Origin of the sequence: Methanococcoides orientis, assembly GCF_021184045.1 — an archaeon.
Classification (GTDB): domain Archaea; phylum Halobacteriota; class Methanosarcinia; order Methanosarcinales; family Methanosarcinaceae; genus Methanococcoides; species Methanococcoides orientis.
The window spans coordinates 921,864-947,197 of record NZ_CP073710.1 but is presented as its reverse complement, the minus strand read 5'-3'; the positions used below and the strand labels follow the sequence as shown (position 1 = coordinate 947,197).

27 protein-coding genes and 1 pseudogene are annotated in these 25,334 nt (G+C 38.3%); 22 read left to right on the top strand and 6 right to left on the bottom strand.

The annotated features are described in order from the left end of the window. Nucleotides 1–773 precede the first annotated feature (773 nt). The gene (locus J7W08_RS04720; protein ID WP_233085484.1) at nucleotides 774–1,373 is read left to right on the top strand and encodes a methyltransferase family protein; all 600 of its coding nucleotides are present in this window, start codon (nucleotides 774–776) and stop codon (nucleotides 1,371–1,373) included. A gap of 260 nt (nucleotides 1,374–1,633) precedes the next feature. Here the strand turns inward: J7W08_RS04720 and J7W08_RS04715 are convergent, their stop codons facing one another. After that, a complete protein-coding gene (locus J7W08_RS04715; RefSeq protein ID WP_233085483.1) occupies nucleotides 1,634–2,284 on the bottom strand; it encodes a YggS family pyridoxal phosphate-dependent enzyme in 651 nt (216 codons plus the stop codon). A 516-nt stretch (nucleotides 2,285–2,800) separates the two neighbouring features. Here J7W08_RS04715 and J7W08_RS04710 point away from each other — a divergent pair. The 5 genes from J7W08_RS04710 to J7W08_RS04690 all read left to right on the top strand — a co-directional run bounded on the left by J7W08_RS04710 (nucleotide 2,801) and on the right by J7W08_RS04690 (nucleotide 5,889). Further along, entirely contained in the window at nucleotides 2,801–3,076 is a 276-nt protein-coding gene (locus tag J7W08_RS04710; protein ID WP_233085482.1) for a DUF3303 domain-containing protein, read from the top strand. Nucleotides 3,077–3,495: 419 nt separating this feature from the next. Beyond that, a complete protein-coding gene (locus J7W08_RS04705; protein ID WP_048193028.1) occupies nucleotides 3,496–3,813 on the top strand; it encodes a DMT family transporter in 318 nt (105 codons plus the stop codon). A gap of 53 nt (nucleotides 3,814–3,866) precedes the next feature. After that, nucleotides 3,867–4,355, top strand: coding sequence for a GbsR/MarR family transcriptional regulator (locus J7W08_RS04700; RefSeq protein ID WP_233085481.1), 489 nt, complete (start codon nucleotides 3,867–3,869; stop codon nucleotides 4,353–4,355). A gap of 252 nt (nucleotides 4,356–4,607) precedes the next feature. Next, nucleotides 4,608–4,943, top strand: a complete 336-nt coding sequence (locus tag J7W08_RS04695) for a DUF1622 domain-containing protein (RefSeq protein ID WP_233085480.1) — start codon at nucleotides 4,608–4,610, stop codon at nucleotides 4,941–4,943. A gap of 94 nt (nucleotides 4,944–5,037) precedes the next feature. Further along, entirely contained in the window at nucleotides 5,038–5,889 is an 852-nt protein-coding gene (locus J7W08_RS04690) for a class I SAM-dependent methyltransferase (protein ID WP_233085479.1), read from the top strand. 23 nt (nucleotides 5,890–5,912) lie between these two features. Here the strand turns inward: J7W08_RS04690 and J7W08_RS04685 are convergent, their stop codons facing one another. Beyond that, nucleotides 5,913–6,773: a hypothetical protein gene (locus J7W08_RS04685; protein ID WP_233085478.1), complete on the bottom strand. Its 861-nt coding sequence runs from the start codon at nucleotides 6,771–6,773 to the stop codon at nucleotides 5,913–5,915. Nucleotides 6,774–6,922: 149 nt separating this feature from the next. On the opposite strand from J7W08_RS04685, the gene J7W08_RS04680 reads away from it, so the two are divergent. The 4 genes from J7W08_RS04680 to J7W08_RS04665 all read left to right on the top strand — a co-directional run bounded on the left by J7W08_RS04680 (nucleotide 6,923) and on the right by J7W08_RS04665 (nucleotide 11,108). Next, nucleotides 6,923–7,771: a YihY/virulence factor BrkB family protein gene (locus tag J7W08_RS04680; protein WP_233085477.1), complete on the top strand. Its 849-nt coding sequence runs from the start codon at nucleotides 6,923–6,925 to the stop codon at nucleotides 7,769–7,771. Nucleotides 7,772–8,048: 277 nt separating this feature from the next. Beyond that, nucleotides 8,049–9,485 carry a TrkH family potassium uptake protein gene (locus tag J7W08_RS04675; protein ID WP_233085476.1) on the top strand — a complete coding sequence of 479 codons (1,437 nt, stop codon included), beginning with the start codon at nucleotides 8,049–8,051 and terminating at the stop codon, nucleotides 9,483–9,485. Nucleotides 9,486–9,773: 288 nt separating this feature from the next. After that, nucleotides 9,774–10,844: a sensor histidine kinase gene (locus J7W08_RS04670; RefSeq protein WP_233085475.1), complete on the top strand. Its 1,071-nt coding sequence runs from the start codon at nucleotides 9,774–9,776 to the stop codon at nucleotides 10,842–10,844. Between the two features lie 24 nt (nucleotides 10,845–10,868). Then, nucleotides 10,869–11,108 (top strand): ATP-binding protein, encoded by a 240-nt coding sequence (locus J7W08_RS04665; protein WP_233085474.1) that lies wholly within the window; start codon nucleotides 10,869–10,871, stop codon nucleotides 11,106–11,108. Here J7W08_RS04665 and J7W08_RS04660 read toward each other — a convergent pair. Continuing rightward, a complete protein-coding gene (locus J7W08_RS04660; RefSeq protein WP_233085473.1) occupies nucleotides 11,092–11,688 on the bottom strand; it encodes a hypothetical protein in 597 nt (198 codons plus the stop codon). The genes J7W08_RS04665 and J7W08_RS04660 overlap by 17 nt on opposite strands. A gap of 125 nt (nucleotides 11,689–11,813) precedes the next feature. Beyond that, nucleotides 11,814–12,530 carry a cysteate racemase gene (gene cuyB, locus J7W08_RS04655; RefSeq protein WP_233085472.1) on the bottom strand — a complete coding sequence of 239 codons (717 nt, stop codon included), beginning with the start codon at nucleotides 12,528–12,530 and terminating at the stop codon, nucleotides 11,814–11,816. Nucleotides 12,531–12,783: 253 nt separating this feature from the next. Between cuyB and J7W08_RS04650 the strand changes: the two genes are divergently transcribed. From J7W08_RS04650 to J7W08_RS04630, 5 genes are all read left to right on the top strand, one after another. Beyond that, nucleotides 12,784–13,236: an SRPBCC family protein gene (locus J7W08_RS04650; RefSeq protein WP_233085471.1), complete on the top strand. Its 453-nt coding sequence runs from the start codon at nucleotides 12,784–12,786 to the stop codon at nucleotides 13,234–13,236. 311 nt (nucleotides 13,237–13,547) lie between these two features. Next, a complete protein-coding gene (gene kamA, locus J7W08_RS04645; RefSeq protein WP_233085470.1) occupies nucleotides 13,548–14,855 on the top strand; it encodes a lysine 2,3-aminomutase in 1,308 nt (435 codons plus the stop codon). Continuing rightward, on the top strand, nucleotides 14,855–15,688 hold the full coding sequence (gene ablB, locus J7W08_RS04640) for a putative beta-lysine N-acetyltransferase (RefSeq protein WP_233085469.1): 834 nt from the start codon (nucleotides 14,855–14,857) through the stop codon (nucleotides 15,686–15,688). Before kamA ends, ablB begins: the two co-directional genes overlap by 1 nt. A 377-nt stretch (nucleotides 15,689–16,065) precedes the next feature. Next, nucleotides 16,066–17,229 carry a HEAT repeat domain-containing protein gene (locus tag J7W08_RS04635; protein ID WP_233085468.1) on the top strand — a complete coding sequence of 388 codons (1,164 nt, stop codon included), beginning with the start codon at nucleotides 16,066–16,068 and terminating at the stop codon, nucleotides 17,227–17,229. A gap of 810 nt (nucleotides 17,230–18,039) precedes the next feature. Then, nucleotides 18,040–18,351 (top strand): cupin domain-containing protein, encoded by a 312-nt coding sequence (locus J7W08_RS04630; protein WP_233085467.1) that lies wholly within the window; start codon nucleotides 18,040–18,042, stop codon nucleotides 18,349–18,351. A 75-nt stretch (nucleotides 18,352–18,426) separates the two neighbouring features. On the opposite strand, the gene J7W08_RS04625 is transcribed toward J7W08_RS04630, so the two are convergent. Further along, nucleotides 18,427–18,945 carry a pentapeptide repeat-containing protein gene (locus tag J7W08_RS04625; protein WP_233085466.1) on the bottom strand — a complete coding sequence of 173 codons (519 nt, stop codon included), beginning with the start codon at nucleotides 18,943–18,945 and terminating at the stop codon, nucleotides 18,427–18,429. Nucleotides 18,946–19,142: 197 nt separating this feature from the next. On the opposite strand from J7W08_RS04625, the gene rsgA reads away from it, so the two are divergent. Then, a complete protein-coding gene (gene rsgA, locus J7W08_RS04620; RefSeq protein ID WP_233085465.1) occupies nucleotides 19,143–19,943 on the top strand; it encodes a GTPase RsgA in 801 nt (266 codons plus the stop codon). Between the two features lie 20 nt (nucleotides 19,944–19,963). Here the strand turns inward: rsgA and J7W08_RS04615 are convergent, their stop codons facing one another. Further along, the gene (locus tag J7W08_RS04615; RefSeq protein WP_233085464.1) at nucleotides 19,964–20,674 is read right to left on the bottom strand and encodes a DUF434 domain-containing protein; all 711 of its coding nucleotides are present in this window, start codon (nucleotides 20,672–20,674) and stop codon (nucleotides 19,964–19,966) included. Nucleotides 20,675–20,732: 58 nt separating this feature from the next. Here J7W08_RS04615 and J7W08_RS12210 point away from each other — a divergent pair, with 58 nt between their 5' ends. From J7W08_RS12210 to J7W08_RS04590, 6 genes and pseudogenes are all read left to right on the top strand, one after another. After that, entirely contained in the window at nucleotides 20,733–20,855 is a 123-nt protein-coding gene (locus J7W08_RS12210; RefSeq protein ID WP_259370122.1) for a hypothetical protein, read from the top strand. A gap of 18 nt (nucleotides 20,856–20,873) precedes the next feature. Then, nucleotides 20,874–21,395 (top strand): annotated as a pseudogene (locus J7W08_RS04610) (SagB/ThcOx family dehydrogenase); the annotation flags it as partial. Between the two features lie 231 nt (nucleotides 21,396–21,626). Further along, nucleotides 21,627–22,193: a PAS domain-containing protein gene (locus J7W08_RS04605; protein ID WP_233085462.1), complete on the top strand. Its 567-nt coding sequence runs from the start codon at nucleotides 21,627–21,629 to the stop codon at nucleotides 22,191–22,193. A 15-nt stretch (nucleotides 22,194–22,208) separates the two neighbouring features. Beyond that, on the top strand, nucleotides 22,209–23,270 hold the full coding sequence (locus J7W08_RS04600; protein ID WP_233085461.1) for a sensor histidine kinase: 1,062 nt from the start codon (nucleotides 22,209–22,211) through the stop codon (nucleotides 23,268–23,270). Between the two features lie 36 nt (nucleotides 23,271–23,306). Then, on the top strand, nucleotides 23,307–24,089 hold the full coding sequence (locus J7W08_RS04595) for a helix-turn-helix transcriptional regulator (RefSeq protein ID WP_233085460.1): 783 nt from the start codon (nucleotides 23,307–23,309) through the stop codon (nucleotides 24,087–24,089). A gap of 451 nt (nucleotides 24,090–24,540) precedes the next feature. Next, nucleotides 24,541–25,206, top strand: coding sequence for a cobalamin B12-binding domain-containing protein (locus J7W08_RS04590; RefSeq protein ID WP_233085459.1), 666 nt, complete (start codon nucleotides 24,541–24,543; stop codon nucleotides 25,204–25,206). Nucleotides 25,207–25,334: the final 128 nt, after the last annotated feature.

Here is a 25,334-nt window from a genome sequence, read left to right as displayed (position 1 = left end):
TTTTGTTACCCGATTGTATATCAAAAGCAATTAGTAGTTTTAAAACATATACTCTATTACCGTATCATAAGTGATACGGCGTGGCAGTGAATCAGAAGGTAGAACGCCATTGGGTATAAAAACCCATAATCTTTCAAGGTTTATATGGCATTTGTAAATCCTTTAGGTCGACCTGAGATGGGGGAGAACATCGGGGGAAAGGGTCGCCCAACGAGATGTTGTCCAATAAGGTCGACAAATCGATCCCTGATCACTGCCTTCAACTTACTTTTTTACGATTTATTTTCGTTTAGTTTTGGCTTTATCTTTACTTCATATAATCCAAACTCTCCTTAGAGAGCCCCATCTAACCTATTGTGGCTCATAGTAAGAAACTTATACATCTTACCAATATGAAAAATTGAGAGTAAAATAGATCTCATAGACCCGTTTCTTTCATTTATTTCACTTACTACATCACCAACTCCCACAGAATACCCGAGACCATATTTCAAGTTTCTTGATGCAGATGCAGGATCTTCTTGGTTGTGTACTTGCCGAGCTTGCTCAGGAGATGGTACTATTGTTCAAGACGGTGATGTAGGGTGCTTTATATCGTTTAATTTATATTAAGTGAACTTCTAATATTTATCAAGGAAATATAATGTAATATTTTTGGATGCTGGTGAGGGAGCATGTCGAAAATCGACTGGCACCAGGAAGATCTGAAAGTCATATCAAGCCATAAATAATAGATAAATATCATTCAAATAAGAATAAGGGGGTTATTCGATTTGGTCTCATCCACAATTATCCTTGTGTTTTGTCTGGTAGCATTTGCAGTTATTCACAGTTTTTTAGCAAGTCTGCCTTTCAAACGTTTTATCATGCGAATTTTGGGTTCCAGGGTAGAAACATTATTCAGGCCAGTATACAGCCTTATCGCATTGATAACAATATTACCACTCATCTACCTTCTATACAAGAATCCGGGGCCTATCCTCTACATAGTACCTTCTCCATGGCGCTGGTTTATGGTTGGCGGCCAATTGATAGGTGCCATCATTGGTGCCAGAGGGTTGATGGATGCACCCCATAGGTTCAAGATCAGTGGACAGTTATCTTTACCAAATACTCCTGAAGCAGGTTCCCTGGATATTCGGGGTATTTACCGATGGATACGTGATCCCTTCCTGCTCTCAGGTCTGATCATTATCTGGCTGACTCCCTTTATGACCTTCAATCTGCTTATCATATACATTTTGTCTACAATATACATATATCTGGGCTCGGTGCATGTGGAAAAAAGACTGCTGTCACGGTTTGGTGACGAATACAGGGAGTACCAAAAAAAGGTTCACAGGATTATTCCTCATTTTGGAGGAGATTATTAAAAAGGTATCGTGCAGCACATTTAATGATCTCAATTAGTTTGTAGATCACAAGAACTTGGCTGTGAACCATATCTCATCCAATGAAATATAGCCACAGAAAATGCTAAGTATGTTCCTGTTCCCAATTTATAAAGGAATAAAATTCCCTTTCAATTTTTAGTTTAGAGTTACTATTTCGTTTTTAGTTTCTTTCAGAGATCTCAGATCAAACTTAGCAGTAATCTTCCTTGCTCAAGCATCGAAAGCTAAATTTTAGTATTTCAGTATTTACGATTTCCGAATATTGCAGAACCAACACGTACCATCGTAGCCCCTTCCTCGATGGCGATCCTGTAGTCATTGGACATTCCCATTGATAGTTCCTGGATATCGATGTTATTCTGATCTACTTGTTTTATCTCATCAAAAAGCGCTTTCATTTTCTTGAAATATGAACGTGTTTGCTCAGGTGATACGTAAGGGGGTATGCACATTAGTCCTTTCACATCAATATTTTTGAGTGAATGGATCTCTGTTAGCACCTGATCGATCTCATCGGATCCAAAACCGAATTTTTGTGGCTCGTTGCCAATATTTATCTGTAGGAAAACCTTCTGTACCTTGTTAATGTCTTTGGCTTTCTTATCAATGTCCTGTATCAACTTCAGTGAGTCAACCGACTGGATCACATCAAAGTGCTGAACGGCTTTTTTAACCTTGTTTGTCTGTAAATGTCCTATTAGATGCCTTTCACAGGGCAGGATCTCATCACATTTGTCCTCGAATTCCTGAACTCTGTTCTCTCCTATGATGGTGGCTCCGGCTTTGATGGATTCATTTATCCTGTCAGGGTCTATCGTCTTTGTGACGGAGACAAGTTTTATGCTTCCAAGTTCCTTAAGGATCATCTTTACATTTTCATCGACTGTCATTTAAGTTCCCAATACGATTTTTATTCAAGATATAATGAATTTAAGAGGTTGATTTGCGGTCTATATTGACTAAGTACAATGAATTTTATATAAAACGTTCGTTTGGTTTTGCGGGCTTCTTCATCTAATGCAACGTATACTTTGAGGACCTTATTTTCTTCCATTCAGCATAAAGCATGTTAATGATCTTTTCAATTACCAGATCATAACTATCTCATTTCAATTGAGATAATAAATGTAAGATCATAGGTCTGCTCCACTGATTCTCGCAGATCTCAAATAGCTTCGAAATATGGATCTGATAATTTTTGTTCTACTTCTCACTTTAACGCTTGCTAACAGAAATCTTACATAAAAAAGAATATATGTGATAATGTAAATCTTCTTTATGGGTTTGAGAGTACTGAAATGAAATTCTCTTATCTGGGTTAGTCGTAAACCGGGGGTTTCGGCTGTAATCAATTAAATCGATAAAAAATAAGTGAGTAAAAGGGGAGTGTTAAAGAAATGTTGTTTATGGACATAATCACATGGGAACCAAAAGACGATAAAGAAATAGGGAGCCGTTTTTTAAACTGGAAATATCCAGAAGGAATCAAGATCATCGGTGAATGGGCAGACCTATCCACTTGTCGACATATTGTCGTATATGATGCAGAGAACGCTGAAACTTATGCTGCTGCTATGTTCCCCTGGAGGGATATCTGTTATTTCGACAGCTTTCCTGTAATGGAATCAAGTGATGTCATGAAATTCATGTCTGAGCACATGGGATATAATCCAGTAATTTGATAAACCAGAGATTCTTGTTTTGTCATCTATTTTATATTTTCTTTTTTAATTTTGGCATCATCAAATGTTCTGCATTTGCTGTTTTGATTCTAATTGTATGGGGTTTATATCTGGCAACTTCAGAAGGTGCAGGTTATGGAAGCATGTTGTTGAAGGCAATGTTAGCTATCGTTATGGCTCTCTTTGTTGTCAAGAGAAGAAAATGATCATCAATGTCTTAGCTCTACTTTAACTTCTCTGACATGTCACTTTTTATTTTTGATATATACAGGCATCAGTAAGAATATGAAATTACAAGGATGTAACTATCTTATTTGAATATCACAAAATTATAGTGGTGTTTTCTGGCAAAATGCATAAATAAAAGTTCAACATCAATAGCTTTTAATAATTATTAAAAACTATAAAAGGTAGAAATTATGGAATGGATATACTTACTAATTGCAGGAATATTTGAAACCGGATGGGCAGTTGGATTAAAATATAGTGATGGTTTAACAAAGTTTTATCCAGTGGTATTTACAGTAGTTACTTTAATTTTAAGCATGTATCTATTGGAAAAAGCTTTGAGAACATTGCCTGTTGGAACAGCCTATGCGGTCTGGACAGGTATTGGGATCATCGGGACAACAGTATTGGGAATATTCCTTTTCAATGAATCAATGAATGTGACCAGACTCTTTTTTATCGGACTGATTGCTGTTGGAATTGGTGGATTAAAACTGGTATCCGCTTGATCATACATTTCCCAATATTTAATAGAAAGTAATCTGATATATAAGTGAGAAAAATGACTGACATTGAAGAAAAGATAATTGACATTGGTCATGAGATCTTTAGAGGCTATGGAGTTGATGATTCCACTGCACAGATCCTATCGATACTTAACTTTGAACCCAATGAGATAAGTATGGAGGAACTGGCACAGAGGACCGGATATAGCCTTGCTTCTATCAGCCTTAAGATAAAGAATATTGAACATTTCTGGGGTATAAAGCGGATACACAAACCCGGATCCCGCAAGACATATCTGCATATGGAAAAGAATCTGTTGGATGCCTTTGCTATACAGATCAGGAATGGTTTTGAAACTGAATTAGACATTGCAAAAGAAAAGATAACTCCTCTTATAGAAGAGTATGGAGAACATGCCAATACTGAAGAGCAAAAAATAAAACTCCAAACGTATGAGAACTATCTCTTAGAGATCAATAAGTTTGAAGAATTGATCCACCATATATATGATCGAATTGATCACTTAAAAAAGAAGCAGATTTAAGCTGTTACTTGCTTTTTCCAATACCTTTTTTGCATTAATTCAATTTTTAGGGATATGGTACTTTTATATCATTCTTTAATTAGAGGAACGATTTGGTAAATTGATAGTTCTAATTCTTATGCCAATTAGGCTGGTTCAGATCGTTAAGGGAAGTAAGTTTTCCTCGTTTCTTTTTTAATTTAGATCACTTCATTAAAGGCATAATTACTACTCTTTATTTACTTTTAAAGTAATTCTTATTAGAGGGATTATGTGGATACATATACAATCGTAGAGTTTATCTTAAGGATAATCGCAAGCTTATTCACGATCGTAGGAAGTATTTTAATAACGTATGGTGGCTTGAGATCAATTTATAAAGTGATCATGCTTGAGATCTTTAAGAAACCATATGAATATAATGGGATCCGAAGAGACCTAACTAATAAAATAATATTCGGACTAGAATTTTACATAGCAGCCGATATTCTTGAGACGGTGTTAGCTCCAACAACTGAAGAACTTATACTTTTAGGTGCAGTCGTAGGTATCAGGACTGTTCTGGGATATTTCCTGGGTAAAGAAGCACAAGAGTATCAGTTAGATTGAATCAATATGATGATTCTAAATTAATGATGTGCTAGTACCGACCATTAATGCATAACAAACAATCTATTTATTTTGACTATTAAAGTGATCCATTATGCAAGAAAACAGCTTTTCAATGAAAGAGATCGAGGATCTGGGTTACTATGATTTCATGAGTTACCTTGGGGTGCCATACTTTCATGTGGGTGGCTTAACATCGACAGAACGGTTGGCTGAACTGTGCCAGATCAACAAGGACAGCAAGGTTTTGATGGTTGGATGTGGCACAGGATTTAGTGCATGTTTTGTGGCTCAATGTTTTGGCTGTTCTGTTGTTGGTGTCGATATTGCGGAGGTTTCCATCAGGAAGGCAAAGGAGCGGGCAGAGGCATTAGGTCTTGGTGAGGGGGTGGAGTTTCGCATGGGTGATGCCTACGACCTGCCCTTTGAGCCTGATACCTTTGATGTGGTGATCACCGAGTTCGTGTCACAGTTCCTTGATAAGAACAGGGCATTCAGGGAATTCGTACGCGTGTTGAAACCCGGAGGCATGGTGGGGGTCAATGAGATGTACAGGGATGCGGATCTCCCTCCATCCGTAGCAGAAGAGATCATGGAAGCTGAACGCATCTTTGCTGAGATAACTCAGTTACCTTTTTCACTTCCTTCTCCTGAGGAGTGGAAACAGTGGCTTGAAAAGGCGGGATTGAGCGATGTTCAGGTGTACAAAAATAAGATCTCTGTGAGTTTGAAGGAATTTAAATTGGTGATAAGAACAATGGGTGGATTCGGGGAATTTACCCGTTTGTTCATAAGCCTGATGATAGGAATGACCAGATACAGCATATCAAGCAAGAAGATAAGGAACAGGTTCAGGCAGCTCATTAAGGGCAAAAGGATCCTGATGAGGAAAAAAGCTACATCGGAGCATGTGGGGTATGTTCTTGCTGTTGGCAGGAAAGTCTGAAGTTCAAATATCTAGCATTCTGTTTAGTTGCTAAGATTCCCGGAATCACTGAGTTCCGGCATACTTTTTTCAAGCCCCACAAGTTCTTTTATCGTCTTTGCCAGACATGCGACAAGCCATCTCTTCAGAAGTGTTCTCTCACCCAACGTCCTCCCATTTTCATTTATCTCACCCTGCAACCACGCAGTCAGGTCCATGAAATAACTCAAGGCTATCTTTTGATGATCTTCATTAGAGGAACCACAGCCCTCGAAATCCGGTGATGGGCTTAATTCTCCTATGGCTTCGATCGTCTTTTTGATATTTTCGGGGAATGCATAATGGCAGATATCGGTGCGATCGATCTGGTAAATGAGGGTTTCGAACTCTTCGATCAATGTGTTTCTTTCTGTCTCGAAATTCCACAGTAGCCTGTCCAGCAGTGCTGAAACGAGTGCCTCTTTGTGTTTGTCTCTCTCCCCAAGTGAGTTATACACTTCCTCGAACAGTTTTTCGGGAATGCTTCTGTGATCTTCTTCTGTTGACTGTTCTCCTCGAACCCATTTCTGAAGTACCCAGATATACTCCTGTCCTTTCCGACTTCTGCCGGTCCTGTCGGCTTGCCAGGCATTTTCTCCGCATTTCGGGTGAGCACTGCCGATAGACTCCGGATCAAGATCGAGTTCCATCCTGCCGATGGATCCAATTATTCGAAGGACATGGCGTTCAAATTTGAAATGGCAGATCTCCAGTCGGGTTATCAGGTTGCGGATATCTTCTGCTACCTGCGGAACAGTGCCGAGATGTTGTTCTAATTGGTAGATCTCAACGATCTCCGAGTCCGGATGCTCAAATCCGATATTTGCCCACGGCTCCAGCAGGATTTCTTCCGGTCGTTTGTCCATTAGAAGCAATTAGAATTTAATCATGAATAGTTCTTTTGATTGTGTTTGGACATGCTACTGTTTTTTGTCAGTTTCATGGCCTTTATATTCATCTGTATCTGGATCTTTGGTGTCATAAACTAATTGTAGCTATACGTTAATTACTTTTTATGGAAAAGTTGAGGGGTGTGGTTGTACAAACTATTAAAAAGTGGAACTCTGATGACGGGCTATCTTTCAGTGCAGCTCTCTCATTTTATTTAATACTCAGTCTTCCTTCCTTACTTTTGTTTTCATTATCCATTGGTGGAATGTTCCTGAAAGTGGAACGACTTCAGGCAACAATTATCGAGTACATTTCGCCTTTTGCAGATGAAGAGATCATAAACTCATTGAACCTTCTTTTCCAGCAATTACCGGAAACAAGTTCCCTTACTTTTGGATTGTTGGTAAGTTTCTTACTTTTTCTTTGGAGTGCTGGCAACATCTTTTTGCATTTCCAGAAAACGATCAATAAGATGTGGGGAGTTTTAGAATATAAAAAAGGATTTGTTCGAAGAATTTTTAAAAAACGTATTTCTTCATTTGTTGCGGTTTTTATATTTAGCTTGTTGCTGATCATGAGCATTCTTGCCGAGATCTTTTTAGTAGTGATCTCAAAAATACTTACGAATATTATTCCATTTTCTCTTGATATTATCCAATATGCTTCTTCTATTGCAAACGTGTTCGTACTTACAGTCCTTTTTATCTATCTCTACAAGACACTTCCTGAAAAGAAGATAGACATCAAGTATATTGCCATAGGTTCATTTCTTACTGTTTTTTTCATTACCATTGGCAAATATCTTTTTAGCTTCTATCTTTCGTATAGCAATTTAACAACGGTCTATACGCAAATTGGTGCCTTCCTTGCGATTTTTTTGTGGTTGTACTATTCTTCTATGATCGTAACACTAATGACCGAATTTATCAAGATCTATTCAGATATTGAACAACAGGTTGTTGTAGATAAATGATACTTTTGTACCCTGTCCAATTATTTATTCAATAATAATTTGGTTATAACCATGCACTTTTACCTCCCTGATCAACTGAGTTCAAAATGCCACATGTTCTTTCTCTAAAGAACCTGCACAGAACACCTAAATAAATTGGATGGATATCTACATGAGGAATGTTTTACAAAATAGGAACTGAATTTCCGGGTTTTTGTAAAGAGATCGAATATCCATATGTCCTTCATATGGCAAAAACGAAGATGTTAATATGATAATATAATGTGGTGTGATCGGCTTGAGATATAATGTAGTTCTGGGTGTACTGGGTTCTATCCTCTGGCTGCTTGCCGTATTTATGTTCATTCCATTGTTTGTGGCTCTTTATTATGATGAACCACTTTTAACTTTTGGCTTACCTTTGATAATCACGATGCTTATTGCTTTTGTTTTTTCATTGTTTTTCGCAAAAGTGGAAGAAGAATGGAATATGAAGGAAGGCTTTTTCATTGTAGCATCAGGCTGGCTTATTGCAGCAGTGGTCTATTCTCTTCCTTACATGCTCGAGGGTGTACCTCCGGTCAATGCCTTATTTGAATCCATGTCCGGTGTCACTGCTACCGGAGCAACTGCACTTGTCGATATTGAGAGCCATAGCAAAAGCCTGCTCTTCTGGAGAGGTATGACACAATGGCTTGGAGGCATGGGTATTATCATGTTGTTCATTGCTATCCTGCCAAAGCTCGGCATTGCAGGCCGTCAGATGTTCCGTGCAGAGGTTCCGGGTCTTCAGGAAGAACAACTTCGTCCGAGGATCAGGGAAACCGCCAAAATACTGTGGCTCGTTTACATTTCACTGTCAATTGCAGAAGTCATCGTCCTGGATCTTGCTGGTTTGTCCTTTTATGATTCCATAACCCACACATTCACATCCATATCATGTTCCGGCTTTTCCCCGTATTCAGACAGTATAGCAGCTTTTAATGATCCCGTGGTCGAAGCAATTTTCATAGTTTTCATGTTCCTTGGGGGAGCAAACTTTGCCCTTCACTACAAAACGATATTTTCTGATAGAACGAGTCTGATAAAAGATCAGGAATTCAAGTTCTACTTCGCTATAATTGCTATAGCAACCCTTGTTCTTGCTTATATGCTCTTCAGCACCCGGGTCTATTCACTTTCTGATGCTTTCAGGTACAGCAGTTTTCAGGTCATTTCCATCCTTACAACTACAGGTTATGCTACAGCGGATTTCAATCTCTGGCCGGACTCCTCAAGGTTCATCCTCTTCCTGCTGATGTTCATCGGAGGCTGTGCCGGTTCTACATCAGGCGGTGTGAAAGTAGTGCGTGTACTTCTTCTGCTAAAATATGCACAGAATGTACTTTTCAAGGTGCTTCACCCAAAAGCTATCAGACATGTCCGCTTTAACGGCAAGACAGTTCCTGAGGATGTTATTCATTCAATCGTATCCTTCATGGTAATTTACTTCATGATCTTCGTTGCCAGCTCGACCATGCTCTCACTAATGGGAATGGACTTTGTTACTTCCCTGAGTGCTTCCATTGCAACCCTTGGAAATGTCGGTCCCGGTCTCGGCCTTGTAGGTCCGATGGCCAGCTTTGATGCCATTCCAGACCTTGGCAAGCTGATACTAACTGCTAATATGTGGATCGGAAGACTTGAGGTGTTTACAGTGATGGTGATACTGACGCCGGCTTTCTGGAGGAAGTAAAAATAAGTAGCTTAAAGATTCTTTATTTTCATTTTCGTCGTTTTTGACTTTTTATTTTCTGTTTTCTTACCAAACTTTATCCGTATAAGCAATGAATAGTTTCGGCAACATCTCTTCTGAAAATTTGAAATATTATATAATTATTCATCTTTACAAAATTACAAGACGAATCATCTTATCATATAAATATAAATATAATAAATGTACTATTTCTGATGGGGCTAATTAATTTACATTGCTAATATCGGTCTGAACGATATTTTCTAGTTTTGTAAATGGGGGCATTTAATGAATGAGTTTACATACTCAAGGACAATTCGTCGTGAACTTTCAACTATTGCAGTTTTAACTATCTTCGTGGGAATTTTGTCTATAAATTTTGATTTATTTGAAGGAATACTTCATTATGTGCATGTCAATGTACACAGTGATCTGGATGAAATTTTTTTAACGTCTGTATTTTTATTGTTTTCTCTTTTTATTTTCTCATATCATCTATATGCTGAAGTAAAAAGAGAATCTATAAGCCTCGTTGAAGCTAATACAAATTTTCAAAATATTTTTGATAGCTCAAATGATTCGATCGTCGTTTATAGGAAAGGCGGTTCCATCGTAAATGCAAATAATGCTCTTATCAATAAACTGGGTTACACCAAAGACGAGTTAATGCAGATGCATGTTCAGGAACTATATGATCCTAATTCTAGATCTATAGAAATTAAAGATGAAATTTTTCGACCTCAGGGAAAATCTTCATTATTAGAGATAGAAGCTATTCACAAGGATGGTTCAAGAATTCCTACGGAAGTAAGTAGCAGTTTGTTTACGTCTAATGGTCTTCCCTATATTATTTCCGTTGGCAGGGATATTACGGAACGTAAGAGAATCCAAACTGCAATACTTGAAAAGAATAAAGCCCAAGAAGCCAGCCAGATAAAATCTGAATTCCTCGCAAACATGAGTCATGAATTACGAACTCCCCTCAATTCTATCATCGGCTTCTCACAGTTGCTAAATAGCAATCCTTATGAAAACCTGAACGAAAATGAAATTAAATATTCATACAATATCATGAATGCAGGGAATCACCTGCTGGAACTGATTAATGACATTCTTGATATTTCTAAGGTAGAAAGCGGTAAAATTGAACTTGAATATGAAAAATTCGGTTTACATGCTTTCTTTTCTGAAGTAGAAGGTATAGTACAGCATCTGGCAAGCAAAAAGAACATTGAAATATATAGTCATTTTAGTTCTGAAAGTATAGAAGTGTATGCTGACAGATTAAGGATGAAACAAATATTGTACAATCTATTAAGCAATTCCGTGAAGTTCACACCTGAAAATGGGTGTGTATAGGTAACTGCTACTGATCTTGATAACATGCTTGAGATCTCTGTATCGGATAACGGTATAGGCATTCCGAAAAATAAACACGATGAGATATTTGAGACCTTCAAACAGGTTGATTCTTCAACCTCAAAGCAATATGGGGGCACAGGTCTCGGATTAGCTTTGGCCAGGCAGTATGTTGAGCTGCATGGGGGAAACATATGGGTTGATAGTGAAAAAGGTAGGGGTAGTACCTTTACGTTCACTATCCCTTTTAATTCTGTTTCTTAAATGAGCATATAAGTCCTTTTATTGCACTCAAAAAACGCTTCAATCGAGAGTCTTCTTCATCATTATAGTTACAGAACTTAGTATCATAATAGTGGTTAATGTATTTCTCTACAGAATCCTCGAATTTTTCTATCTCTTCATCAGTAAGAGGATGGCATGAAATACAGAAATCGTCTTTTTGAATGGGACGCCCTCCGTATTCCTCTAGCAGGCATACAGCATCGGTTCCAACAAAGCTATTGTCCACTAAACAATATCCGGAAAGTTCTCCAAATATCCTCTTTAGTTTTTTACAATTATAGACACGAAGAGAGTCCTGGAAGTCATCATAAATGAGAGTAATGTTTTGTAAGTGTCCATCTTGTTCATCATCAAAGAAACGCCAATCATATCCGGCTTTTTCATTTCTGCCTCCCTCTATGACCTGAGGTGCATAGCAGCTAAGCTCGTAAGGAGAGATTACGAGCTTGTCCCCCTTTTTAGCAAAATAGCCTTCTCTGGTAATGTAATTGTCTGATCTGGAAATATACTTCCCGATCACTACTACTTTATTTTCCAGCGCGTCTTTATTTTCAAACATACTATTATTAATTTTAATGAATTATAATCGTATATACCTTTTTGGTTAACAAGATCTCAATTCTCTTCAGGTCCAAGGACAGAATACATAGCACTGATACTTTTCATTATCTTGGAGGCTTCACTTCATATCTGTAACCTTGCCTTTTTGACCACAACTTCTGCTAAGACCTGCGAAGGATCGATCAATGGAACAGGTACTTCCTCTTTAATCGAAAGTAAGGTAAGTTCAGTACAACCAAGTATTATGGCTTCTGCACCCTCTTTAATGAGTACTTCAATTACTTCTAAAATATCTTCCCGTGCACTTCCATCTGTGTATCCTGCCTTTATCCCTTCTTGTCCATAAATTGAATTCATGACCTTTTCCTGTAACTCTTCATCTGGCGTTATTATTTTTATTCCCCAAATCGCATCATGATATAGTCTGGTCATTAGTGTACCGGTAGTGGCCAATAGCCCAATTTTCTTGATATCCGAAAATTCTTTGTGGATGTAGGATGCAGTTTCTGAGATCATATTTATTATTGGGATCTCTGTACTGCTTTGTAGTTCAGGATAAAAGTAATGCATAGTATTGCATGGTATTGCAATTAACTCTGCACCGGCATTTTCCAGAGTCTGGATAGATCTTTTTGCTTCCTCTACGGGGCTTATGCCCAGTCCAAGTATTGCCAGTGTACGGTCTGGTATATTTGGATTATTATCGATGAAGATCCTCAAATGGTCCTGATCATTTTTAGCGGGAGTATTTTTGATAACCTTTAAGAAAAAACGTGCAGTTGATTCAGATCCTACGCCCCCTAAAATCCCAACCGTTTTATCATGTGCTCTGACTTTCATTAAATTGCTCCCCAAACTTCCCCATTTGCAAGATTCCCCTCTATTCTCACTTTGATTGCTAAATTAAGTACCTATATTTTTATTAGGCTATTATCATAAATCAATTTTGTATTTTTATCAATATATCAAAAAAATTTTATTATTTTATATCTGATATGAGCAAACTTATTTTTGGGATAAAAACAAACATTCTTTATTAATTTACTAATTTATTAGTTAGCTATATTTGCAAGGGAATATTGGGGTGTAAAATGTGCTCACGTTAAAAGATTCCGTAACAATAAACCAACCACCTGAAGTTATTTTTGAGTGGTTCACTCATTTTTGTGAAAATTACACTTCATGGCATCAGGACCATATAATTGCGAAATGGATTCGGGGGAAGGATTTTGAAAAAGGTTCGACTCTTTATGCTGAGGAATATCTCAACGGTAAACTGGAAAAATTAAGCTTTGAAATAACCAGATCCAAAAAAGGTGAATTGATTGAATACAAACTAGTATTCCCACATTCCATTATCTCTCCAGGTGGAGCATTTTACATAGAACCTCTTGGTGACAATAGATGCTTGTTCACTGCTACTCTTTCTTTTCGATTTGGATGGTTGTTCTCGAAAATTGCAAAAAAAAGAATTGATTCCCTCAGAACACATATGAAAGAAGAAGGAGAAAATCTTAAAAGTATATTGGAAAATTCAAGCTATTAATTCCCTATAATAGAGTTATCTCCAACAGTCAGGATCATTCTAATATCCAATACAACACGCATCCTTCTCAGGAAATCCATCTGAAAAGTTTTGATGTTATTTTATTATGGGGAAAGATATATTAGTGGTCATCTTCAAGTTATAGCCTGTACAACCAATATAGAGTAGGTGTATTTTATTTTATAGGCGACAGTCAACGAAAGCGTGACTAAAGTATCTGTTATTTAAGATCCAATATGCTTTTTTATGCCAATTTTGGATGTCAAATTATAGATGCTGTTTTGAAGCCGAAACCTTAGTCGTGGTATTTGATGGAAAAATACAGTAAGCAACAAAAAGAAATAGCAACAATGATCGATTCTGATGACTTTCTGGACAAATGGAAAGATTGGAATTGGCAGTTAAAACATTCTATTCAGGATATTGAAACTTTCGAGAAACTTCTCGGAATAAGTTTTGAACCTTCTGAAAAAGCAAAACTTGAAGAAACCCTTGAAAAGTTCCCTTTGTCTATCACTCCTTATTACTTATCACTGATCGACTCTGATGATTTCAGAAACGACCCTATTTTTCTCCAGGCTTTCCCTTCACCCGAAGAATTAAGTGTATCAGATGAGGAACTTGAGGACCCTCTTTCAGAAGATACGGATAGCCCCGTTGAGGGCATAACCCACAGATATCCTGACAGGGTACTTTTCCACATAAGCAATGTATGTTCGATGTATTGCCGCCATTGCACACGTAAAAGAAAGGTTGGTGACATTGATTGTATCCCCGGAAAAGATAAGGTACTCAAAGGTATCGAATACATCAGGAACACTCCACAAATAAGAGATGTATTACTTTCTGGTGGTGATCCTTTGATGTTGTCTGATGATTACTTAGACTGGATCCTTACTGAGATCAGTAGCATTCCTCATGTAGAAGTGATCCGTATAGGCAGCAGGATGCCTGTAGTACTTCCATATCGTATCACAGATGAACTTGTAGATGTACTTAAAAAGCATCATCCTGTCTGGTTGAACACACATTTCAACCACCCACGTGAGGTAACAGCCTCTTCCAGGCGGGCACTTCAAAAGCTTGCAGACGCAGGCATTCCTCTTGGAAACCAGACAGTATTGCTTGCAGGCGTGAATGACTGCCAGAGGATCATAAAGAAGCTGGTCCATAAGCTGGTCCAGAATCGTGTCCGTCCGTACTACCTGTACCAATGTGACCTTTCCGAAGGACTATCACATTTCAGGACACCTATAGGAAAGGGAATTGAGATCATGGAGAACCTGATCGGTCATACGAGTGGGTTTGCAGTTCCTACTTATGTCATTGATGCTCCTCATGGAGGGGGGAAGATACCGGTCATGCCGAATTATATCATTTCATGGTCAACGAATCGCGTTATCCTCCGTAATTATGAAGGTGTGATTACAACCTATAAAGAACCGGAGTCATACAAACAGGTGTATTGTGACCGCAAGTGTGATGACTGCTATCTCCAGCTTAAGCTTGATGATGCTACTGAATACAAAGGAGTCGGAATTGCCAAACTGCTTGCAGATCATGACGACACCACCAGTCTTGTTCCTGAAGATAATGCAAGGATGGAGAGAAGGGCTTAATGGATTCCATTGGAAAAATAGGCAATTCGATCATCCAGCACGGCAGTTATAACGACCGGATCTATCTTATGAAACTGGATCCGACAGACATGCCTTCACTTCTGGATGAAATGGATGCCCTTGCAGAAAGGGAAGGCTATTCCAAGATATTCACAAAGGTTCCGAGGTCTTTCAGGGAGCTTTTTAGTGATCGTGACTATCAGTGTGAAGCATCTATCCCGCGATATTATGAAGGGGAAAATGCAGTTATCATGAGCAAGTTCCTTGATGACAAGAGAAGCATCAACTCCCTGAATAAAATGCATGAGGATGTCATAGATACAGCCTTTTCAAAAGAAAAATATCTGAATTCCACTCTTCCACGAGGATATTCTATAAGGAAATGCGGGAAGCAGGATATTGAACAGATAGCTGAAGTTTACCAGAAGACGTTTGATACCTATCCTTTCCCTATACATGATCCGGAATACCTGTTAAAGACAATGGAAGATAACGTTGTATATTTCGGTGTTTTCAGGGACGAAAGAGCAGTTGCACTTTCCTCTGCTGAAATAGACTTTGATAATTCAGCCGTTGAAATGACCGATTTTGCGACATTGGCCGATTTCCGTGGAAAAGGCCTATCCTCACATCTGCTTATGAGAATGGCAGAAGAGATGAAAGTAATGGAAATCAGGACCGCATTTACCATTGCAAGGTCAAGCTCTTACGGAATGAACATCGTGTTTGCAAAATGCGGATATGAGTATTGCGGAAGACTTGTGAACAATACCAATATTTCAGGCAACATCGAAAGCATGAATATATGGTATCTTGATCTTGGATCGGATTGATATTTTATATCGATCTCTTTCTTTTTCTCTTTCTTTATCTTCTTCTTCATTTTGTGTTTTTTGAGAGCATAAATTTATTTCTTCGCTTAAAATGCGTAACTCTTTTTATTCTCGCTATTTATTATTTTCATATGTCCGAAAATACAATTTTCTACAAAATATCATTGCAAAATTTCGGATAGAACTTGTGCCAGAGATTTTTGTTAACTATCTAAATATGGATCACCTTCAACACATCAGTTACTTTTTAATATAACCACTCACATTTTTTAACTATGAATATAAAATTTATGTATGTACTAGCATCATCTATTTTTTTGATACTTTGCACAACTTCTACGTGTATTTGTTCTGATGAAAATACTATAGATGAAGCGATGATCGAATCATTGATACAGAATACGGGACATTCGACCGTATTTGTCAGAGTTGATGCTGTGAAAAGTCTTGTTGAGATAGGAGGGCCTGCAGTAGATCCTCTGATCCAGGCACTAAATGACGAAAAGCCTAAAATTCGGGAGAATTCAGCAGCTGCTCTTGGAAAAATAGGAGATGAAAGAGCAGTACAACCTCTCATTAATTTGCTGGGTGACGATGATAACGATGTCCAGCGTGCTGCAGAATTTGCTCTTTGTGATATCGGGGACCAAGCAGTGGAGCCACTGGTTGAAGCCATAAATGATCCTGATGTAAATTGGGCTGTCCATTCGAATGGAATGCGTGTTCTTGAAACAATAGGAGATGAGAGGGCAGTAGGTCCACTGATCGAGATGCTTGGAGGCGTAGACGGTGTAGATGCCGCTACAGCTCTAGGAGAAATAGGTGAACCAGCAGTTGAACCCCTTATCGATGCTTTAGGGGATGAAGATCCACACGTGCGGGCATATGCTGCCAGAGCTCTGGGTAGAACAGGTGATTCGAGGGCAGTTGAGCCCGTAATTGAACTACTCAACGACGAAGATGAGAATGTAAAATCAAATGCTGCAATGGCACTTGGTAAGCTCGATGACAAAAGAGCAATTGAACCACTCACAAAAGCTCTGGATGGTGACTCCGATAGGGTGCGTATTCTTGCAAGATCAGCGATCGACGACATTGAAAGACAGGTTAGCAGTTCTAAAGTTATGACCTTTTACGGAGAGGGAAGGGAGTTCTATACAGAAGATGAAAGGCGAAGCTGGCTTGATAAACTTGAAAGTATGAGGAATATAATGGGTGACATGCAGAAATACATGCATCCGTATGGTCCTGTTATCTCTTATGGACAGGGTTATGATGGCTATATATCAGTCACATTCCTGGAAGGTTCTGAGGTCAATGAGTCTTTGATGGATGAAATTTATGGGGTAATTGACAAGAAAGCTGTTGAGAATGGTATCGATGATATACCTGTGAAATTCGAATTTGAGGAGATGCCCGTACTAGATGAAGCACCATGTGAAGATCTCATCGAAGAGGACATTGATACTCCTAATACGCCAGGTTTTACAATCTTTTCACTTATAATGGGACTTTTATTCGTACTTAAAATCCAAAAGTGATTGTACTCACGAATTACCAATGTATATTTTCAGGAACTATTGAAAAATCAACTTTGTTTAAAGGTGGTATGGATGATAAGTAAACAAGTAGCAAAGAGAATTGTTCTAGTAACGATTGCAGTATTGCTAATATTTGCGATAATTTTCTACAGGTGAAGCATTCATGACAAATAATCAAATGCCAAATCGGATTACTCTATTCGCAATTGCAGCAGTGTTTATATTCATCGTATTGTATGCAATCCCATGGTTGCTTGCTGGACCAAGTGAACCAATTTAACAATCGTTAACGAAGACGAATATCCACACAATGCATCTATTTAGATAACGCGACCTGATGGTAGGATATATGTAAACAAAACTTTCAGGCTCGAAGCAGGTGAACACATCAGGGTAGGCAGACAATCTCTGGAATGGAATACACCACCAAAGTTGGGTTATGAACTTATTAAACCCGAATGGGATTATTGTTTCAAATCTGAAAATCATACAGTAGGTTTTGATACTGAATCCCGTTGGGGAAATACGGTTACTTATACACTAACCAATGATAGTGGTGAAGTTGTTGTTGATGTTTCGGGCTTTACATAATAGGCCTATTATTAAAATTGCAGCATCTTAGTTGAATTTGATGATAAGGATTTCTACAGAGCTTAAAAATTATACAAACATATAAGTTGCTATATACAAATATAATATTGATGGGGATAATTATCAAAATACCGGGGTCTCTAATTAATTGGTAATTTCTTTCCTCCTGATAATTTATTAATTTCTTAGTACTGTGTTTGTTGAATAGAGGTGTTAGATATGGATAAAGGATTCTCAAAAGATCTTAGTGATTTGATGCAATTCCCTTCAGAGGGAATTTTCAGTACCGTTCTGGCAAAAGCTGAAGACTATAACTATACACTGATGTGCCTTGCTGCCGGTACGAACATTGACGAGCATACTTCTACGAAAACAGGAGTTGTTCAGGTCTTGAAAGGAAAAGGTATTTTCAGGCTGTTCGATAATGACATAGAGATGAAAGAAGGGACCTTCATTTTTATGCCAGCAAATGCACCCCATTCTCTTCAGGCGGATGAGGACCTGGCAATATTGCTATGTCTCACAAAGTGAGATCGATCAAAAGATTGGACTACAAGGAATTATTGATTAACACGAAAAGCTGTTAAGCTCCGGTTTAACAGTTTTTCATTCCAGCTCAATGTCATAGATATTTAACAGGGAGATCACTTCCGGGATAGAAAATTTAGTCTTTTTCAGGAAATTGTTATTTGGGTCTATATCATAGTTTTTTGCATTCCTGAACGACGTAAAGCTCAGGTTCGCATTCTGAATGAGACTTTTCTTAAGATCGGAATTTTCAAAATTCGCTTTTGCAAGATTGGTATTTAGAAAATCACAATCATGTACCTGACAATTGATAAAATCCGTATTTTCCAAATTCAGATCGGAAAAGATCGACAGTGAAAGAAAAGAGTCTTCAAATCCAAAAGTGAGTATGAAATCATTACATTTTGAAAAATCCAGTCCCAGAATTTTGCAGTTCCTGAATATGACCCCTTGCAATTTTGTATTTTCCAGATCGACGTTTGATAAATTGCAGTTTTCAAAAACACAACCAATAAACTTTGAATTTTTGAAAGATGCGTCCCTGAGGTCGATATCCTTAAAGGTTTCCTCTTCAAATTCTTTGTTCTGGTACTGCATGCTCTGGAAATAATGCTGCTTTTTATATGAGTTCTTCGCACACGGAGATGTGAGATTCTGGTTCTGGAAGCGATTGAAAAACCTTAACTTTAATTTAAGCCTCTCTATTCCGACAGGAATCTTATGTAAATCTCAAGCTTCATATTTTTTAAGGGTACCAAAGAACTTATCTCTGTTGAACCAGATAATTTCTACTCATGAATGACCAATATGAGCCAGATACCTCTGGTCATTCCTGCACAAATACCCTTCCGGGTTGGAATAAGGAGCTGGAATCGGCTTTTTCTACCTATTCAGGTCCATACTTAGCTGGAAGAGTGGTAGCTCGACACAGATCAGCCTGCGATATTCTTTTTTCAGATGATATTCTAAATGCAGAAACTGATGTCTCACTTCTTAAAACTAGTAAACAACCAGTAGTTGGAGACTTCGTCGTTCTCTCAGATCAATCGGGATCAGGTTCACATGTTATTGTGGATGTCTTGCCCAGAAGCACCTGTCTATTAAGAGGAGCTTCAGGGGATGGTCGTGAGGAACAACTGATCGCTGTAAATATTGATACTATATTTATTGTAATTTCGATCGAAAATAATCTTAATTTACGAAGGCTTAAACGCTATCTTGCCATTGCGCATTCATCTGGTGCGAAACCAGTGGTCCTGCTTAATAAGATCGATCTTGCAGATGATCCATCTCAAATGGTGGAAAAAATACAGTCTGTTACAGGAGATGTGCCTGTTATTGCTGTCAGTGCTCTTTCACAAGATTATTCTTCTGTGATCTTCTCTTACATTAACCCGGGCGATACTGTGTTACTTCTTGGTTCACCAGGGGTTGGGAAATCTACACTCATCGTTTCTCTTATTGGCGAAAATACTTCGGAAAAGATGGATGTTCGGGAAAGTGATGGGGATAAAGATAGCATAACTACAATGCGGGAGTCTTTCCTTCTTCCCAATGGTGCGATCATTTTTGATGATCCGCATATACCTTCATGAAATAGCCTGGATCCGGAGTTTCATTTTCCTTTCAAATGAGATTTGAGGCTGAACGCTTCATATATCTTCCCATTCTGCTTCATCCAGCATTCCGTCACATCAACCACCTTCTCCACATCATCAACTATAATACCATCAGCAGTTGCTATCACTGCACTTGTTCCCGCTTTCTTGAGGTCGAAATCAACATGTTTTGAGGTCTTTGAATCGGCTTTGAAATTGTTACTTTCGGCTCTTTCCCGGATGAACTGTGCAAGTTTTCCACTGTTGCTCATCTGGGAATCAAGAAGGATGGTAGCAGATCTTAATTTCAAAGTTGAGAGTGTTGATAACATCTCATCAACTGCCATGTAGGTTGTGTCTGTGACCCTGTGGTTCCTGAATATTCCACTGGTATCGCGCAGGAAACTATCATCTGCATACCATATGGTTTCATTTTTCAGTGAGCTTTCTATGGTTATTATGACATTGTAACCATCAATAAGGACATCGCAACCTTCTAGTTGGGAACATTTGAGTTTCTTTTTCATGCGGCTTTCTGCAGTTTCTGGTGAGAACACCAGTCTTGCGAGTACATGCCTTTCATGTTCTGTCAGTTGGTAATGGTTGCTTACAAAAGTAATTGCAGTCTTTCTCACATAGCCTCTTGTGAGCAGGTACCTTATGTCTATTGCAGGCTCTAATAGCTTTTTTTTGAGTTCATCGACTGGAAGCGGATATGCATCAGACATTGCAAATACTTTGCTGTGAGTAAGATTTATAGATGTCGCCAACCAATCTACTATTTTGATGAGTGGGAATACAGAAAAAGACCGAAATGATCAGTTTGATCCAGGAACATATCCTGCATCCCAGATACTTGAGATCGAACTTCCTAAACCGATCCTTGAAAGCAGTACTTCCATCGAATAGGCCCTTGCAGAAAGGCAGTCCGTTCGTTCCTATTCCGGCAGGTCGCTAGCACTTTCTGACGTGTCCCAACTTCTTTGGGCTGTACAGGGAATAACGCGGGATAGTTTCTTCAGGACAGCACCTTCAGCTGGTGCCCTTTATCCGCTCGAGGTGTATCTGGTTGTGGGTAATGTAGATGGGGTTGCTGCTGGTGTTTACAGATATGTGTCATCCAGGCATTCAATGTTACGCGTTTTTGATGGTGACAGGAGGGACGAGCTGTGCAAGGTCTCGTTGTTACAGCCACAGATCAGGGATGCTGCTGCAGTTGTTGTGATCGCAGCGGATTATTCACGCACGACGGTAAAGTATGGAAACCGTGGGATCAGATATGCACATATCGAAGTGGGCTGTGCTGCTGAGAATATCTATCTGCAGGGAGTATCACTTGGTATCGGGACGTGTGCCGTGGGTGCATTTGATGACGGGGAGGTTGCTTCCATCCTTGATCTGCCAGTCAATGAAGAGCCATTGCTGATACTGACAATAGGGTATGTATAACATCATTACATGTTGTGTCGGCGTAGTTACCGATAGTTACGTTCTGATATTCGAATTTTATCTTTCATGCATACACATTGAAACTTAAACAATCACATTTAAGATGGGGATAAATCGTGGATATTTCCTTTTTGTTCCTGAACAATCGTTAAGATAATAAGCAATACAAACTCACAAATAAAGATACTTACAGATCTATATTTTCTCAACAATAAAGGAAATGAGTCTTGAATGATTAGCAGTGAAGACATTGAAACGATCATAAATAGCAGTCAGGCAGTCATTTTCCTGTGGAAGATTGACGAGGACTGGACTGTTGATTTTGTATCAGAGAACATACTCCAGTTTGGTTATGACATGGATGAATTCAAGGATGGAAAATTGAAATATACAGATATAGTCCATCCTGATGACATCGATAACTTAAAAGAGAAATTTTTGGAATATGCTAAAAAGGACAAACTTGTTGGGTTTACGCGTCAATACAGGATCATAACTAAGTTTGGAGAAATACGCTGGGTCGATGAGCGATCATTGATAAGACGAAATGAGATTGGAGATATAGATCACATACAGGGAATCATTTTTGATATTACGGAAAATAAAAAGGCAGAGGAAGCCTTACAGATCAATGAAGCACGTCTGGAAACGCTGCTTAAGCTTAATCAGATGAGTTCCCAGTCAGTAAAGAGCATAATTGAATTCGTACTTGAAGAAGGTCTCAAACTGACAGGAAGTGAAGTTGGTTACTTTGCTTTGGTGAACCAGTCTGAAGATGCCCTCACGGTGCATTCTTAGTTTGAAACAGCAGGGATGAGCTGTAATGTTGAAACAAAAAAGCAACTTTTTTCTGTTGAAGGAACAGGATCATTCGGGGAAGCCATAAGGGAAAGAAAACCTGTAATTACCAACGAGCATTTTTCAGGTTCAGCAAAAAAAGGATACCCTGATGGTCATGTAGAGCTTGTCCGCCACATGGATATTCCAATATATGATGGGAGTAAGATTGTGGCACTAGTAGGCGTTGGGAACAAAAGAACAGATTATGCTGACTTCGATGTTAAGCAATTAGGACTGTTGTTCGAAGATATGTGGAAGGTCATTCTTCGCAAAGAACTGAGAGATGCTTTGAAGTTGTTCTCTAAAGATTTTGAAAAAGCAAATAATGACCTGAGATCAATTAACAGTATCAAAAAAGAGTTCATTGATAGCAAGGAAGATTTATCGACTTTAATATGTGAAGGTAACTTTGTTGAAAAAGAAACGCTCCGTTCACTGAACAAACAACAGAACAAAGCTGTGGATATCGCAATAAGAAGTTGTGAAAAATTAAACGGTATAGTTTATTCATTATTATATATGGACATGGAAGAGTTTGGAACGAAGAACTACGCTCCATCTCAGGTAAATGTTCGTTCAATTATTGATAATGCTATATTGAATGTTATTTTAAGAACCGATGAAAAGAACATAACATTAACGAAAAAAGTACCTGATGATGTTACCAACATAACGGTCGATAAAGATAAAATTACAGAGGTACTGACGAGAATTATTGAAAGTCTCATACAGTTTATCCCTGAAAACGGAAACATTGATATTAGAGTGTCTGAAGAGGACGATATAGTTAATTTTGAACTGAAGGATAATGGTTTAGGAATTCCGAAATCACTTGTATCAAACCTTTTCGTCAGATTTTACCAGATACAGGACGTGGAGTCTTCTGTATTAAGTAAAGATTACGAAGAGTTGAAATCAACGTTTTATCTTTGCAAAAATATAATCGATACCCATAATGGAGATATTCAGGTTGAAAGTGAAGAAGGACGTGGAACAACAATTAACATAAGGCTGCCAAAGCACAAAGCTATATAACTCAACAATCAAATTAATAAAAATAAGGGAGTTTCCATGACATCTGAATTAGTAAGTACAGTCTTTTTATCCGAAAAAAGAAAAAAGATCCTTCTTATGTTAATGAGTGGGCCGACCACAATAGATCGGATAAAAGAATCACTTGAAGGTAGCACCAGCGCAATAATGGCTCAGGTAAAGATCCTCCTCGAGCAGGGTGTTATCGAACAGAAAGGTGATGATTACAAACTGACATACATTGGACAAATTGTCCTTAAAAAAATAGCTCCTTTAATTAAAACACTCGATGTACTGGAAGGGAATAAAGAATATTGGCAAAGCAGAGATCTAAGTGGACTTCCAGAGTCAGCTCTTGATAATATTGGAGATCTGGGAGAAGTGCTTATCCACGAACCGGACCTTAGCCACTTGTTCGAACCACCAAAACAATTGCTTCAAAGTCTCAAAAAGGCGGAAAACGTATCAACCTTTTATTCATATTTCTGTCCTTCATGTCCTTACAATTATGCGGAACTGGGCAGAAAAGAAACAAACTTCACCCTTATTCTGACAAAATCAGTCTACACAAGGCTAAAAGAGGAGTATGAAGATCAGTACAATGCAATGATGGGGTCAAAGAAATCAAGTTTGTATGTTGTTGAGGATGATGCAGCAAAACTTGGTGCACTCTCGATCACAGATGATCTTTTATTGATAGCATTTTTCAATACTGAAGGTGTATTTGACCATAAGAAGTTACTGAGTTTCGAAGAAAGTGCACTTTCATGGGGAAAAGAACTTTTCACATATTATATGGAAATTGCAGAAAAGGTCAAATAAGCAGGTTGGGATACCCAGTGTTTAATTTAATTCCATTTAATTTAATTTAATTTAATTTAATTTAATTTAATTTTTCAAAAGCTGACATAAGTCACATTCAGAAAAGGATTTGGCAAAACCCTATTCATTTTCCAGCCGTGATCAAAACTTTGCTTTTGATATTATCAACGTCATTATTTTTGATCCTGCCTTTTTTTTTCAGCACATCATAGTTCCTGAACATTGGGTATTTGAGAACTACAATTTGAATGGAATATATGCTATCGATAATACTACTGATGGCGATTTTTTGTAAGAAATCGTTATAAGTATCTCAAATCGAATACTGATTATTAGTCAATAACACTGATCAAATGATCATTCTATTGACACTACGGATCTCTGGCGGTCATGGATGATATTTACGGACATATACACCCTTCCCTGACCACCAGTACGAAGGAGGCATACTATGGAACAAAATGAGGTAATCAGTAATCTTACAGATGCAGTTGTAAATGGCAAAAAAGATGACGCAATATCCTTTGCAGAAAAAGCACTGGAATTGGGTATCGATCCCTATCTCGCAGTCATTGACGGACTGGCAAAAGGTATGGAGATCATGGGAGAAAAATACGACAAAAAGGAAGCATACATGCCTCAGCTCATGATGGCATCAAATGCAATGTATGGTGGAATGAACATCCTTACCCCTCATCTCAAAAAGGAAGACGGGGAAAAATCAGCAGTTGTCATTATCGGATCAGTAGAAGGAGATGTTCATGACATCGGCAAGAACCTCGTAAAGACCATGATGACTGCAAACGGGTTCGAAGCTGTTGATCTTGGAAAGGATGTAGAAATAAACGATTTCGTAGAGGCAGCCATTGAACATCAGGCAGATGTTATCTCTTTGAGCACACTGATGACATCAACAATGGACAACATGGAAGAAACGGTCAAACACATCAAGGACCAGGGTATCAGGGACAAAGTAAAGATCCTGATCGGTGGAGCACCTGTTACTCAGGCTTTTGCAGAAGATATCGGAGCAGACGGAACTGCAACTGATGCTATGGAAGCTGCAAGGTTAGCAAAAGAATTGATTGTTGGACTGACTGCCGACAGGTGGAACTAAAGGTCTTTTGTCAAAAAGCAACTCCTGAGAAGGATTATCAGGCGGTTTTCTAACACTGCCTGAAAACTCTTCTTTCCCCTTTAAAGTTGCAGCACAATTCGAAAAGTTAACAGATGATCAGTTTCAAA